The 15030-nt window shown below is 45.8% G+C and carries 14 protein-coding genes; 10 read left to right on the forward strand and 4 right to left on the reverse strand.

Annotated features, from left to right (window positions below):
* The first annotated feature begins 252 nt into the window (after window positions 1-252).
* The 4 genes from MKY97_RS12925 (at window position 253) to MKY97_RS12940 (ending at window position 4776) form a co-directional block, all read left to right on the forward strand.
* On the forward strand, window positions 253-1023 hold the full coding sequence (locus MKY97_RS12925; RefSeq protein WP_342555807.1) for an ABC transporter ATP-binding protein: 771 nt from the start codon (window positions 253-255) through the stop codon (window positions 1021-1023).
* Window positions 998-2962 carry an ABC transporter permease gene (locus MKY97_RS12930; protein ID WP_342555808.1) on the forward strand — a complete coding sequence of 655 codons (1965 nt, stop codon included), beginning with the start codon at window positions 998-1000 and terminating at the stop codon, window positions 2960-2962. Before MKY97_RS12925 ends, MKY97_RS12930 begins: the two co-directional genes overlap by 26 nt.
* A 212-nt stretch (window positions 2963-3174) precedes the next feature.
* Window positions 3175-4257, forward strand: coding sequence for an AI-2E family transporter (locus tag MKY97_RS12935; protein ID WP_342555809.1), 1083 nt, complete (start codon window positions 3175-3177; stop codon window positions 4255-4257).
* Between the two features lie 120 nt (window positions 4258-4377).
* Window positions 4378-4776 (forward strand): Asp23/Gls24 family envelope stress response protein, encoded by a 399-nt coding sequence (locus MKY97_RS12940; protein WP_342555810.1) that lies wholly within the window; start codon window positions 4378-4380, stop codon window positions 4774-4776.
* Between the two features lie 60 nt (window positions 4777-4836).
* Here MKY97_RS12940 and MKY97_RS12945 read toward each other — a convergent pair whose 3' ends face one another.
* The gene (locus MKY97_RS12945) at window positions 4837-5673 is read right to left on the reverse strand and encodes an AraC family transcriptional regulator (protein ID WP_342555811.1); all 837 of its coding nucleotides are present in this window, start codon (window positions 5671-5673) and stop codon (window positions 4837-4839) included.
* Window positions 5674-5879: 206 nt separating this feature from the next.
* On the opposite strand from MKY97_RS12945, the gene MKY97_RS12950 reads away from it, so the two are divergent.
* From MKY97_RS12950 to MKY97_RS12965, 4 genes are all read left to right on the forward strand, one after another.
* On the forward strand, window positions 5880-6884 hold the full coding sequence (locus MKY97_RS12950) for an aldo/keto reductase (RefSeq protein ID WP_342555812.1): 1005 nt from the start codon (window positions 5880-5882) through the stop codon (window positions 6882-6884).
* Window positions 6885-7037: 153 nt separating this feature from the next.
* The gene (locus MKY97_RS12955; RefSeq protein ID WP_342555813.1) at window positions 7038-7406 is read left to right on the forward strand and encodes a cupin domain-containing protein; all 369 of its coding nucleotides are present in this window, start codon (window positions 7038-7040) and stop codon (window positions 7404-7406) included.
* 375 nt (window positions 7407-7781) lie between these two features.
* Window positions 7782-9323, forward strand: a complete 1542-nt coding sequence (locus tag MKY97_RS12960; protein ID WP_342556318.1) for an AMP-binding protein — start codon at window positions 7782-7784, stop codon at window positions 9321-9323.
* 67 nt (window positions 9324-9390) lie between these two features.
* Window positions 9391-10635, forward strand: a complete 1245-nt coding sequence (locus MKY97_RS12965; RefSeq protein WP_342555814.1) for an aminopeptidase — start codon at window positions 9391-9393, stop codon at window positions 10633-10635.
* Window positions 10636-10859: 224 nt separating this feature from the next.
* Here MKY97_RS12965 and MKY97_RS12970 read toward each other — a convergent pair whose 3' ends face one another.
* Window positions 10860-11348 (reverse strand): GyrI-like domain-containing protein, encoded by a 489-nt coding sequence (locus MKY97_RS12970; RefSeq protein ID WP_342555815.1) that lies wholly within the window; start codon window positions 11346-11348, stop codon window positions 10860-10862.
* Between the two features lie 231 nt (window positions 11349-11579).
* Here MKY97_RS12970 and MKY97_RS12975 point away from each other — a divergent pair, with 231 nt between their 5' ends.
* Window positions 11580-12752 (forward strand): leucine-rich repeat domain-containing protein, encoded by a 1173-nt coding sequence (locus tag MKY97_RS12975; protein WP_342555816.1) that lies wholly within the window; start codon window positions 11580-11582, stop codon window positions 12750-12752.
* A 213-nt stretch (window positions 12753-12965) separates the two neighbouring features.
* Here MKY97_RS12975 and MKY97_RS12980 read toward each other — a convergent pair whose 3' ends face one another.
* Entirely contained in the window at window positions 12966-13598 is a 633-nt protein-coding gene (locus tag MKY97_RS12980; protein ID WP_342555817.1) for a nitroreductase family protein, read from the reverse strand.
* A 138-nt stretch (window positions 13599-13736) separates the two neighbouring features.
* On the opposite strand from MKY97_RS12980, the gene MKY97_RS12985 reads away from it, so the two are divergent.
* Window positions 13737-13976: a hypothetical protein gene (locus MKY97_RS12985; RefSeq protein WP_342555818.1), complete on the forward strand. Its 240-nt coding sequence runs from the start codon at window positions 13737-13739 to the stop codon at window positions 13974-13976.
* A 257-nt stretch (window positions 13977-14233) separates the two neighbouring features.
* Here MKY97_RS12985 and MKY97_RS12990 read toward each other — a convergent pair whose 3' ends face one another.
* Window positions 14234-15010 (reverse strand): M15 family metallopeptidase, encoded by a 777-nt coding sequence (locus MKY97_RS12990; RefSeq protein WP_342555819.1) that lies wholly within the window; start codon window positions 15008-15010, stop codon window positions 14234-14236.
* Between the last annotated feature and the right edge of the window lie 20 nt (window positions 15011-15030).

Raw genomic sequence — 15030 nt, forward strand, 5'->3', positions numbered from 1 at the left:
CTGAAGAATTATAAATGAGTTGAATATGAGCTGCATGTGAATGATCACGACGCCTTTTGCCTAGATGCGAGGAAGGCGTCTTTTTCTCGTGATTTCTGAGAGGTGCGGAACCTTACAATATTGTCACGTTGGTGAAAGGTTAACCCATAGGAGAATGAGTGGGGTTTCAGGTAGACTGAAGTCAGAAGGTTAGCTAGAAGATAAATACGAAGTAGTTAAAATGAGACGTTAATCGTTAAAGGAGTTGTACGTATGGAGATATGTTCCGTCAAACAGATCAGCAAAATTTATAAAGGGATTGTATCCTATGAAGCCTTATCAGGCATTGACCTCAGTATTCAAAAAGGAGAATTTGTCGGTATCATGGGGCCATCCGGCAGCGGCAAAACAACGCTGCTGAACATGATTTCAACGATTGATCATCCCACTTCAGGGGAACTGCAAATCGCAGGTCAGAACCCGTTTGAGCTGGATTCGGATCAGCTGGCTTTGTTCCGTCGCAGAGAGCTGGGCTTTGTCTTTCAATCGTTCAACCTGCTCAATACATTGACGGTAAAGGAAAATATTGTGCTGCCTTTGACTCTGGATGGCGTTTCAGTTCAAGAGATGAACGAACGAGCAGCAGATCTGGCAGGCAAGCTGGGCATTGAAAGTATTCTGAACAAACGCACGTATGAAATTTCGGGAGGTCAGGCGCAGCGAACAGCGATTGCCCGGGCTTTGATCCATTCTCCCAAGCTGATTCTAGCGGATGAGCCGACAGGCAATCTGGATTCCAAGGCAGCCAAGGATGTGATGGAGATTCTCGAAAAGCGCAATCGAGAGGATCAAGCGACGATGCTGCTCGTAACCCATGATGCTGTGGCAGCCAGTTTCTGCAGCCGAGTGGTCTTCATTAAGGATGGTCAGTTATATAACGAAATTCATTACGGTGATAATCGGGCGGCCTTCTATCAGAAAATTATTAATGTATTATCCCTGATGGGAGGCTCCGGACATGAATTTTCGCCAGTTCGCCATTAATAACGTTGTTCGAAACAAACGGATTTATCTGGCTCATTTTCTAAGCAGCACATTCTCGGTCATGATCTTTTTTATCTATGCCCTGCTGCTGTTTCATCCAGACTTAAAAGATGGTTTGAAAGGTTCGTCACAGACGGTGACGGTGCTTGCCAACCAGGGACTGATGATTGCCGAAATCATTATTTTCATATTCTCTTTCCTGTTTCTGCTGTATTCGGTCGGTTCATTTCTGAAGACTCGGAAGAAGGAATTTGGTATCTTCCTGATCCTCGGCATGACTCGGAAACAGATGAACCGGCTTTTGTTTATGGAAAATATGTGTATTGGCTTAGCCTCCATCGTGGCAGGTATCGGACTTGGACTCATATTTGGTAAATTAGTTTTGCTCATTTGCGGTTCCATGCTTGCGGTGGAGAATAGTCTGAAATTTTATTTTCCTCTCAAAGGAATCCTCTTAACAGCTGGAGCGTTTCTGCTGCTCTTTGTGGTCATTGCTCTATCATCGTCATTGTTGATCCGTAAGGGAACGCTGATTGATCTCGTTAAATCAGAGGAAAAACCAAAGCCTGAACCTAAAGCATCGCGTTTGCTTTCGTTTCTCTCAGTAGTGTTGATTGGTGGAGGATATACCGGCGTATTTATTTTTGCTTGGGGTTCGTATATTTTCCCTTTGCTTTTTGGCAGTGTGCTTAGTGTTATTGCAGGTACGTATCTACTGTTTACGCAGCTTAGCGTGTATGTCATTCGGGCACTGAAAAAGAATGAAGGGTTATTTTTACGTAAAACCAATCTGCTCTTCCTGTCCGAGCTTACCTATCGCATGAAAGATAATGCCGTGATGTTTTTTATGGTCAGTGTTATCTCTGCTTCCGCGTTTACAGGCATTGGCAGCATGCTGACTATAGGTGATCCAAGGCTGTCTTCCATGACGAATCCATATGCTTTTACTTATACGAACTCAGGCTTTACGGATTCAGCGGTCATTGATCGTCAGATCCGAAAAATTGAAGAGACCCTGGTTAATCGCGAAGTTCCATATGTGAAAGGTAGTTATCAGCCACTCTATGAGAACAATAACAACTATATCGTAAAACTCAGTGAATATAACCGACTCGCCAAAGCACTTGGTTATGAAGAACGGGTACTGGATCGCAATGATCTGGCGTTTAATACAGCACCCAATATTACAGCACGCAATAAACTGTTAGATACGAAAGAGGACAGTTACCCATACTCCGCTGACTTGTATGTTGGTGAACAGCAGCATATACAAGTGCAAATGCTGCCACCGGCAGCCGATATCGTGTTTCCGATGGATGGTGAGGCGGGCGTCTACGTTGTTTCTGATGACCTGTATTCCAAGATTCGAGAAGCATACATTGCAGAGATTAAGATGGATATTGATTTTTACTCCGATCAGACGACGTTTTTTGTGGTAAAAGACTGGATGTCGACGCGCAGTTTTGCTCCGGAATTGCTGGAGACGATTGAGAAAGACCGCCCGGAGAAGGGATATGTTCAGTTCAATTCTCTTGTCGTGGACTGGCTGAATAATAAACAAACCAATGGCATTATTCTCATCGTAAGTGGATTGATCGGTATCGTATTCTTCACCTTCGCGGCGAGTTTCACCTATTTCAGGCTGTATGCAGATTTGGAGCGAGATGAGGCACAGTATCGCATGATTGGGAAAATGGGACTCAGCCGCCCGGAACTTCGCAAAATCGTAACAAGACAGCTGCTGCTTATGTTTTTCCTGCCGCTTCTGGTAGCATTAATTCACAGCACGGTGGCATTTACGGCGCTCTATCAGTTGGTTCAGTTCTCCGTTCTGGAGCACAGCCTTCGTATCTTCATGGTGTTTGTCTCGATGCAGATTGTATTCTTTGCACTGGTACGTTGGCGTTATCTGCGTCATATGTATTCAAAGCTGGTGTAAATGAGCAGTGCACATAATATACTTCACCGCTTTTATCAGCCTTGGCCGGGAGGTCAGGGCTTTTTCTTTTTTAGGTAAGATCGAAATAAGGAAGATATAAGCAGCACATAAGATAGAAGGAATAGTAGGAATGAAGGGAGTTGTTATATAGTAATAATAAATAGACACAAGATAGAAGCAGAATAAAGAATGGCGATGTGGAGGGGAAATTATTGTTTAAAGGCAGCTCGTTTGTCCGGTTTAGTATTGCACTGGCCCTAATTTTGGTTAATATCTATTTATTATCACGTGTGAGCTTTATCTTTCAGCCGCTTGTCACAATGGTTACGGTGATTACCGTGCCGATGATGCTGTCCGTATTCTTTTATTACCTGCTGCGGCCGCTCGTGAAAACGATGGAGCAGTTAAAATATTTGAATCGCACACTGAGCATTTTGCTGATTTACGTCGTGGCTCTTGCACTGGGCGTCCTGTTTATTGTAGGGTTGTGGCCATCGCTGCGTGAGCAGCTGGTTAATCTGGTAGAGAATGCCCCCAATCTGCTGAACTCACTCAGTCTGCAGCTAAGAGAACTGGAGCAGAACGGAGCGATTCAGGCGCTGTTCCCGAACGATACGACACCATTATCACAGGTTACAGAGTACATCAATAAAGGTTTTACGTTTGTAACCAATTATGTGAGCGGACTGATCTCGCTCATTTCCGGTTTTGCAATCATCCTGTTTACATTTCCGATCATTCTCTTTTATATGCTGAAACAGGACAAGCTGTTTGGACGTAAACTGGTGAACATTGCCCCTAAACGTTTCCAGAAGGACAGCCGTGAAGTGGTGCTTGAGATCGATCAGGCTTTAAGTGGATTTATTGTAGGTAGAGTATTAGTCAATCTTGCTCTTGGAGTGCTGATGTATATTGGTTTTCTGCTCATTGGCCTTCCGTATGCGCTGCTGTTGACCGTGGTGGCGGTGGTCATGAACTTTGTACCTTTCATCGGAGCCATTGTGTCTTCCATTCCTATCGTGATTATGGGGCTGGTCGTATCACCATCGGTTGCCATCTGGTCACTGGTTATCATTCTCGTATCCCAGCAGATTCAAGATAATCTCGTTGCGCCGTACGTATTCGGAAAAAAGCTGGATATCCACCCGCTGACGACCATTATACTTGTCCTCGGTGCCGGGGATCTGGGCGGAATTATCGGTATTCTCGTTATTATTCCAGTGTATATGATTGTAAAAATATTGCTGGTTCGAATCTATCAGATGTTCTTCAAAGAGAAGTGGCAGAACGCCTAACTCCCTTCGCTAACGCACTTAGAGTGCAGAAATGTAACTGTGCGTAAACCGTGGTAGAATAGAAGGGATAACATCCATACTTAGAACATCCCCAAAAAAAGATCATAAGGAGAGGAACTTATGTCTGAAATGATTGAGAAAAAAGTACCGGAAGCAGAATATATTGCACCTCCAGCGGTTCAGTTAGGGACAATCCATATTTCCAATGACGTCGTGTCTAAACTTGTAGGTATGGCAGCACAAACGACTCAAGGTGTGTCGTCCATGTCGGTCGGATTGACGGAAGGGCTTGCCAAGAGCATTAGCGGCAAAAGTCTGCAAAAAGGAATCGACGTTCATATTCAAAATGATGAAGCGTCGATTCAGCTGCGCATTAATGTGCAGTACGGACGCAAAATGCACGAGGTCTGCCAGGAACTGCAGCATAATGTACAGCAGGCGGTGGAGCAGATGGCAGGCGTAATCGTAAAAGAAGTTAAAGTGCAGGTTGTAGGCATTGCCATGCCTGAAAACGTGTAATTTTCACCGAGATTCTATCCAATTTCATATCATGATAGACAGCATCTTCCTGTATAGCGTTTACGGAGAAGGTGCTGTTTTGTTTTTACGATAATAGGTTGGAGCCTCACCCATTACTTTTTTGAACATTTTGGAGAAAAGAAGCTGGTCTGAATAACCGACGGAACGCGCGATATCGCCGATGCTCAGGTTAAGATCCATCGTCAGTTCGGCTGCCCTGCGCATACGGTAATGGACGAGATAAGATTGGATGCTGCTTCCGATCTGCTCTTTGAAGAGTGAGCACAGATAGCTGCGCTGCAGCCCGACATGGGAAGCAATGGACTGAACGGTAACGGCGTTAGCATAATTCATTTCGATAAAATCAATGACCTGCGTAACATACGTTTCTTTACCATAATCTACGGCAGGCTGCAGGTTCTCGGCATGAGCATGATCAATCAGAATCGCGAAAAATTGATACAGCCACCCCGTCATACTGATCTCCCAGCCTTTGTGTGCAGTTCGGGAATGAACAATCCGGTGCAGACATGAGCGCATCTCATCGTCTTCATCACCGAGATCAAAGACAGGATGCAGCTCAGACATACCGGCCTGCTGTAAAAAGGAAGCACTGTGGGTACCCTGAAATGCAACCCAGCTGTATTCCCAGGGATCATGCAGATCTGCTTTGTAATGTACAACGGAGTGAGGAACGATGAGGAAGCCTTGACCTTTGTGCAGATGATACGTCCTGCCCGAAACTTCAAAAGTACCCTTGCCCTGCAGCACATAATGAATTTTATAGTAGTCTCTCATCGCCGGGCCAAAATGGTGTCCAGGTGTACAGGCCTCTGTGCCATAATGAAGGAGCTGCAGCTCCTGAGAATGATTGTTTTTGAACATATACGTAATCACGGCGTTCACCTCTGTGTTAGTTGGTCAATTCTTGCATTTTAACATATCTAAGGTTTGAAATGGTACTTTATTTCAAATGTGAATGAGATCATAACAATCATTGTTCCATATCATTATAGTGATAAACCATACCGTTCTGACAGGATAATGACTAAGATGAAAGGGAGTTATGGCTTGACCAACCTTACAGAAAAGAGTGAATAAGAATGCCTTATATTGCGAATGAACAACGATATGATGACATGAACTATGTACGTTCCGGTAAATCCGGCATTAAACTGCCGCAGATTGCACTCGGGTTATGGCAGAATTTTGGCGGCAACCGGACGCAGGATGTACAGGAAGAGATGATTTTACGTGCGTTCGATCTTGGAATCACCCATTTTGATCTTGCCAATAATTACGGACCACCCCCGGGATCGGCAGAAGAGAACTTTGGTGTGATCTATCACAAACATCTGCGTCCCTACCGGGATGAGCTGCTGATCTCCTCCAAGGCGGGATATCATATGTGGAACGGTCCATACGGGGAGTGGGGTTCCCGCAAAAACCTGATCGCCAGTCTTGATCAAAGCCTGCGCCGAATGGGACTGGACTATGTGGACATTTTCTATCATCACCGCCCAGACCCCGATACACCGCTGGAAGAGACGATGATGGCGCTTGATCACATCGTACGTCAAGGAAAAGCGCTCTATGTGGGCTTGTCCAACTATAATGCACAACAGACCCAGGAAGCAGTGACTATTTTGCGTCGACTCGGAACACCTTGTCTGGTTCATCAGCCAAACTACTCGATGTTAAACCGCTGGATTGAGGATGGGCTGCAGGATGTACTGGATGAGCAGGGTGTGGGCTCCATCGCCTTTTGCCCACTCGGTCGCGGTCAATTAACCAATAAATATGTGGACAAAATTAAAGCGGAACGCAGCAATCCAACCGGAACGCTGAAAAAAGAGTCTTATACCGATGAACGCATTGCTAAATTTGAAGCGCTGCAAGCGATAGCGGAGCGGAGAAACCAGACCCTTTCCCAGCTTGCACTCAACTGGGTATTACGCGGTAACCGGGTTACGTCTGCATTAATCGGAGCCAGCAGGGTATCCCAGATCGAAGAGAATGCTGCTGCGCTTAAAGCTCCTGAACTCACAGCGGCAGAGCTGAGTGAGATCGATTCCATCTTGGATGGAATTGGAAATTATCCTTGGTGAATGTCATAACAAGTATAACGAGTACCTTTTCTCTATGGAGAAGAGGTGCTTTTTGTATGGTGCGGGGGGAGGAAACTGGCATAAGCGTCAGTCTAACGTTTATACTGGAATAATTCGTTATGGGAGCAGCAGGAAGAGAAAGGGGAATGTCTTATGGAATTTTATCGATTTGATCAAGAGGTTGGCATGCAGATTACGAAATTTGACTCCAACTTTGTGATGTCCCGCCTCATTCAAACCAGCAAAGATGCACATATAGGCTGCATGCATTTACCGGCTAATGGTGTTGTCGGGTATCATCAGGCAGTTTCACCGCAGCTCATGATCATTATGTCAGGGGAGGGTCAAGTCAGAAGCGGGAACGGAAATGAGGTTCGTGTGAAAGCGGGAGAGGCTGTTTTCTGGGCAAAAGGAGAATGGCATGAAACCAAAACGGCAGCTGGCTTGACGGCGATTGTGATAGAGAGCGATGAATTAACGCCTGCGGTACACATGCCTGTGAGAGAACCAATTTCTGAATGAGCGGAGGGTTTTGGTGTTCGATTTTGGAGGATACTTCTAAAAAGACGTGAATGACCAAAACGGAGAAGCGGTGTGTGAATAAAGCGTTCTCTTATATTCTTTACAAAAAAGTGCGCTGTTCATAGTACCTGGTCCTAGGATTTGATGTATAATATAATGACGCTGTATAAGTTGAACTATTTTTAGACAAAGAAACGACGAGGACAGAAAAAAGCTGAAAAAGCAAAGCGTTCGCCTGAAAGCTTTCTAAAAAAAGCGAAGTGTCCGTGTAAACCATCTTTGGTTCAATTTGTATATATTTGAATGATAAAGGAGAGGCTCCATGTGAATTTTGAACAGTGGATTGCGCCTGAAACCTATAACTTGACATCCGAGATGGAGAATCACCCGTCAGATCGGATTGCACTTAGATGGCTCAGCGATCAACAGGAAGTGGAAGAGATTACGTATGGTGATTTATTGAAGCAGGCCAACCGTCTGGCCGGAGGCCTGCGTGAGCTTGGACTGGTGAAAGGTGATCGGGTGCTGGTCATGGTACCACGCCGAATTATTGCCTATGTCATATACATTGCTTGTCTGAAACTTGGCATCTCGGTGATCCCATCTTCGGAGATGCTGCGTGCAAAAGATTTGGAGTATCGTCTGCGGCATTCCTCAGCAAAGGCTGTAATCGTATGGTCCGAGACAACATCCGAAGTGGAAAAAATGAATGCCGACTTACCAGCGCTTGCTTATCGTATCGTGGCATCACCTGACGGTGACCATACCGTGCCGGGTGAAGGCTGGGTTAACGTACATCAATTGATGCAGAATCAGCCGGAAGAAATGGCCGCCGTACAGACGCATCGCGATGATATGGCGATTTTGGCTTATACCTCCGGAACAACGGGAAATCCCAAAGGAGTCGTACACAGCCACGGCTGGGGCTATGCTCATCTGCGCATTGCATCGTCGTTATGGCTGGATATTCAGCCTTCGGATACGGTTTGGGCAACCGCAGCGCCTGGGTGGCAAAAATGGATCTGGAGTCCGTTCCTGTCCGTACTCGGAAGAGGCGCAACAGGCCTCGTATACAACGGCTCATTCCAGCCTAGACGTTATCTGGAGTTGATGCAGGAGCATCACATTAACGTGCTCTGCTGCACGCCAACCGAATACCGCCTGATGGCCAAAACGGATGATCTTGGCCGCTATGATTTATCCCGTCTGCGCAGCGCAGTATCTGCCGGCGAACCGCTGAATCAGGAAGTCATCGAGATCTTCCAGCGCCATTTCGATCTGACCATCCGGGATGGATACGGTCAGACGGAAAGCACACTGCTGATCGGCAGTTTGAAGGATGCACCTGTACGCATTGGTTCCATGGGACAGTCCATTACTCCGGGACTCATCGAGATCATCGGTGAAGATGGACAACCGCTGCCTACCGGCGAAGTGGGTGACATTGCTGTGCATCAGGATATGCCGGCCTTGTTCCGTGCGTATTATGAAGATGAAGGACGTAAGGAAGCGAATCAGCGTGGAGAATATTTTGTCACAGGTGACCGGGCGAGCAAAGATGAGGAAGGTTACTTCTGGTTTGAAGGGCGGAGTGACGATATCATCATCAGCTCGGGATATACAATTGGTCCGTTTGAGGTAGAGGAAGCACTCATGAAACATGCCAGTGTGAAGGAATGTGCTGTCGTTGCAAGCCCGGATGAAATTCGGGGTAATGTGGTCAAAGCGTTTGTGGTGCTGCGAGATGCATCGCAGGCTTCCACCGAACTGGCGCATGAGCTGCAGAGACATGTAAAGGAATGGACAGCCCCTTATAAATACCCGCGCAAAATTGAATTTGTGACGGATCTGCCAAAAACGAATTCGGGCAAAATTCGCCGGATCGAACTGCGTGAGCAGGAAAAACGCAGCAGGTAGTTCACATCGTGTGGATCTCTGGAGTACAGCCAAACTAAATCTAATCGAAGCAGGAGTTGATATTCACATGAGTTCATTTGAGCAGTCTTTTGCAAAATCGTTGGAACAATATGCTGAACTGGTAGTTAAAGTCGGAGTAAACATTCAAAAGGGACAAGACCTGCTGGTGACAGCCCCAATCGAAACGCTGGAGTTTACCCGTCTGATCGTTGAAAAAGCTTATGCAGCCGGGGCCCATTATGTACAAGTGGATTTCGAGGACGATCACATTACACGCAGCCGGTTTGAGCATGGATCGGACGATAGTTTTGACTATTATCCGGCATGGAAAGGGGACATGATGGAACGGTTCGCTGAAGCCGGGGGAGCGACACTGACCATTAAAGTACCAGACCCGGATCTGTATAACGGGATTGAAGCGGCTAAGGTATCGCGTGCAACGAAAGCAGCGGCGGAAGCGCGTAAAGGATATTCCAAGTACACCCGTAACCATGAAATTAGCTGGTGTCTGATCAAGGCCCCAACGAAAGCATGGGCAAATAAAGTATTTGCCGATATTCCTGAGAAGGATCGTATTAACGTTATGTGGGATACGATCTTCAAGATGAATCGTGTGGATGGCGGCGATGCCGTACAGAACTGGAGAGATCATCTTGAGACGCTGAATAAGATGAGTGAAGTGCTGAATGAGAAAAATTACAAGAGCCTGCACTATCGTGCACCTGGTACCGATCTGAAGATTGAACTGGTTAATGATCATATCTGGGGCGGCGGTGGCAGCGAAAACAAACAAGGGGTCTACACCGTAGCCAATATGCCGACAGAAGAAGTGTTCACGATGCCTAAGCGCAGCGGTGTGAACGGGTATGTGAGCAGTACGATGCCGCTGAACCTGAATGGACAGTTGGTAGACCAGATGCGTATCACATTTAAAGAGGGTCAGGTTGTTGCGTATACAGCGGCTTCTGGCGAGGAGCACTTGAAAAATCTTTTTGCGACAGATGAAGGTGCTCGTTATCTGGGAGAAGTGGCGCTTGTACCCCATAATTCCCCAATCTCGAATCTGAACCGTATTTTCTACAATACCGGCATTGATGAAAATGCATCCTGCCATCTGGCGGTTGGAAGTGCATATCCGTTCAATATGAAAAATGGCACAACGATGTCGAATGAAGAGCTGTTGAAACATGAATGCAATGTCAGTCTTACACATGTTGATTTTATGATCGGTTCCGCTGAATTGGACATCGACGGAGAGTTGCAGGACGGTACGATTGAACCTGTATTCCGTAAAGGAAACTGGGCATTTTAATTGAGTTTATGAAGAAATTGAAGTTGGTAAGAAAGACACGAACGATAAATTATAAAGTTGAATGGTACCTGTTAAAAAGGTATGATATGAACCTATGATTTGAACCGACGAAAAGTGACTTCGATCTCGAAGTCACTTTTTTTCTCAATCCAGAAGCAGGGGCATTGGATGAGATCATTCTGTTTTTGGGGATAAAGGCCATTTTCAGAGTTTGAAAAATCGCTTTATTGGGTTGTTACAGGAACACAAAGCTCGCATAAATGCTGATTCAGGAGCCGCGGACGATATCTTTCAATAACCGGTTTATCATCCATGCGATAGCCTTCTGCCTGTAATCGCGGAATCATATCGTTCCAGGCATTTTGTATGCCCTCGGCCGTATGCGGAACTGTGAAAATGAGATAGCTTCCTCCCCGAAACCTGCCGACGTTAATCTCAAAGCCAGTATCCTTGCTGTTATCCTTATCTAGATGAAAATGATCCTCAATCACGATACACGCATCGTATCTGCAGAGCTGGGGCAGGACTGCTGCTGGATGATCCTGAGGAATACCGAACAAAACAGCATCTTCATTCAGCAGCTTGTTCTGGTCCGCCCATTGTTTCAGCTTTTCCATGGTCTGAATGTTGGAGGGTCCATAAGGTCCAGTTTGGCGAACATAAGCCATTCTAGCGGGTTGAATCTGCTCCAGATATACATTTTTCTTATCCATGATCATCATCCTTTTCAAGTATAATGCCTACCTCAAGCATGCTAACATGTTATAAAAAAAATTGCATAATCTTTTTCATGAAAAGGTGGTAACCCCGCTGCATTATGCAGTCGCAGCACCGAAATGATAGCGCGGTCTCATTGAAAAGCTTCGCTGGAACTCATAGAATAATATGGATAGATTGCATATGCTGGAAACTCACAAGTAAGCATTAAGAGAGGAGATTCGGACATGAGTATAGATATAACGAATGCTTTTACGGACGAACTTTTCAGACAATACATAGTAGAGCATTTTTGTGATCAACGAGGATATATTCTGGAACAGGATGTAGGTGGAGTAGAGACACTGCAGCTCCCAAAAATCGGCATAAAGAGCCTTCAAGGGATTGAATATTTCAGGGAGCTTCGGCTGCTGGATTGTGCATATAACGCGCTGACCAACCTGCAGATTGAACATAATCTGAAGTTGAGAACGTTATTATGCAGAGAAAATCAGCTTCTTGAGCTGCAGCTTCATGCGAATACGGAGCTGGAGACACTTGATTGCAGCTTCAATCGCCTGCGCAAACTTGACGTATCCCATAATCACAGGCTTGTATCGATTGAATGCCAGTGGAATCTGTTATCCGAACTGAAAGTCGGTCATCTAACCTATTTAGAGAAACTTGCCTGCAGTTACAATACGCTTTTCTCGCTGGATACGGCTGATCATAACCAGCTGTTTCATCTGGACTGTGCCAACAATGACCTTATCCAGCTGGATGTGACAGGCTGCCCGGCTCTGATCGAACTTCGCTGTCATCACAACCATCTCAAAAGCTTGGACCTTCAGTCCAATATTAGGCTGGAGAGTGTGCGCTGTTTCCATAATCATATCCGTGAACTGCATCTTCATCCCCTTACGGAGCTGGTGGAGCTGTATTGTTCCGAAAATAAACTGAAGTCGCTGGATGTAAGCCGGAATGCCAAGCTGAAGCACATCCAGTATGGAGATAATCTAATCGTTGAACCCGCTCATGAAGTTCCGGGTATGGGAACGTTTGAATATGACAGTGAAACGACACTTTATTACATGAACATGAACCTGCAGCATGAGAAGAGAGAGCTGCGGATCAACGTTCAGATCTCAACGAAGTCAGGCATGCAGGCTGTATCTCCTTACCTTGAAGCTGCCTGGACACAGTGGGACCATTTATGTGAACGTGCACTTCATGTTATTGCCGAGGCTAATCCTGAGGAGGATGTAAGTGAATTGCTCTTGGCTGATGCGGCATTTGAAGCCGATGGCAGCCTAAAGCTCGGGTTTGATGCAGGGGACACGCCAGCCGGACAGCTCTATATCTACGCTGCATTTGATAACAATCTTCACATTTCGGATGAATTGATCTATGAAATGTATTGAAGTGCATGCAGTGATGCATGATTGAGAAGACGTGATTAAGCAGCTGAGAATGCGCAGAGAGAATTCATGATAAATAAACCGAATTATGCAGACGGTTTATTCATGAAGAGCATTCGGGACCATTCCGTGGGCAACCTGCTGCTGTTAATGACAAAAAGCCACGGATTCGTGGCTTTTTAAGAACTGTCTTATTGAAGATGATGCGATAATAAATTATTCGGCGTTCATTTTATTAAAGCTGACATATTCGTGAATAGGCTTGCGATATCCGCGAGGGCGCTGTTTGGATTCAGACTTTTTGCCGATTGTAATCAGCATGGCAGGTACGTAGTGGTCTGGAATGTTGAGGCTCTGCTGCAGCTCTTCCGCATCAAATCCGATCATCGGGCACGTATCCCAGCCGCGGTCCTGTGCAATCAGCATGAACTGCATCGCTGACAGGCTGGCGTTACGAATCGCATCCTCGCGTTGGAAAAAGCGGCCGCGAGTTTCGTAAAATTCAGCAACACTCTGTGATTCCTGCTCATATTGAAAAGGCGTCAGTGCTCCCAGGTTAAGCAGTCCCTCGTTAATGGTCCGAATATGATGGTGTGCGTGAACATCACCCAGCACTACGATGACTGCGGATGCTGTTTTCACTTTATACTGCTGCGAAGCTTCATATATCTTCTCTTTTTGCGTGTCATCGGTTAAAACAAGATAATGGGTATGCTGCAGATTAAATGCGGACGGGGCAAATTTGTTTAAGGCAAACATCTCTTCCAGTTCTGATTCCGAAATTTCAATTCCTTCTTCAAAAATAACAGCCGATCTGCGGTTCTTAATCAAATGGTCTAATTCGCTCATGGATGTGTACCTCACTTATGTATAGTTTGCCTGCTTATAAAGTGAATATAGCATACTTGGTTACTTTATGTAAGTATTATTTTTGAATAAGACAAGATATGCTCGCCATACGCTAGTAGAAAACAGCAGAGGTGAGCTATGATATCATTCATCCGCAGATTAAAATCAGCACGCCACCATCATGAATTTCGAGTATATGTCTTTGAATCCTCTTCGCTCAAAAGGTTTGTAGTGGTGGAAATCATACTGGGGTATCTTGTATACGAAATAGCCCTTTATCTGTGTCACAATGATTTATTGGCAGGAGCAAGCTCTTGGGCAGGTACTGAAGGTGTGAAACGGCTGCCGCTTTTGTTTCGGCGTATTGTGGGAGTTTGAGTAGAGTAACGGTGTATAAGCTTTCAACTGCGATCCAGGAAAGACATGTCTGGAATACATTTGCAGCGTAAGAGTGCAAACAGACTTTATATCGAGTAGACTCGCGGAGTCATTGAAGCACTTGATATGAGAAGGAGCAAAACATGCCCCTTCTCGTGGTTCCTTTTACCGATACAAAGTGCATCAGCTTCAAGTGCAGCCCAAATGGCTTACAGAAAAAACATAGATTTGAACAAAGCATCAATACCGTTAAATGTTTATTTAGCACGCTCCAGATATTGTTCTAAGGTGAGCTTCTGGTTGGTGATCTCACCAGCAATATATACACCCACGTAACGAACATGCCACGGTTCATAAGAATAGCCGGTTAGTTTCTCCTGGTCTTTGCCGTAACGGATAATAAAACCGTATTTGTGGGCATTGGCTTTCAGCCATTTGCCTTCCTTGGTGTTTCCAAAGCTTTGCTGCAGATCATAACCAGCCGAAGCGCTGGAAATATCCATAGCAAGTCCGGTCTGATGTTCGCTCTGTCCCGGGCGGGCACTCGTTTTGTTAGCAGCTGCTTCGCCTTTGATGCTCGCATTCCGGTCAAAGATCGATTTTTGGGTTGCGTACGAACGATAGCCGGAGACGGCTTTGATATCGATACCGTCTTTTTTGGCTGCAGCAAACAATTTCTCAATGGCGGATGCTGCCACTTTGCGCATTTGCTTTTTCGGGCTGGAGCCGGAGAAGCTGAACGGGATGTTAGGAACAACCAGATCTTTCGGTTCATATGTGGATGGCAGGTTCCGCTTTTTATTGACGAGCACAACCGTGCTGGAGAGATTTGTCACCGTCGCTAAGCCTTTGCTCGGGGTCGTTATGGTACGGCTTGGTGCATTATCCTGCAGGAAACGGGAGAAACTTGAGCTTGCCGCAGAAGCGGGTGGGTTGAGCACTTGGCTAATAGGCAGCCCAGTAAAGGCTGTGCCTGCAAGCACCGAACTGAGAAGAAGTGTTGATATAATCGATTTGCGAGTAAAGGATGGCATTATGGAAGTTCCTCCTTGGA

It is taken from the genome of Paenibacillus sp. FSL R7-0652, assembly GCF_038595045.1.
GTDB lineage: Bacteria > Bacillota > Bacilli > Paenibacillales > Paenibacillaceae > Paenibacillus.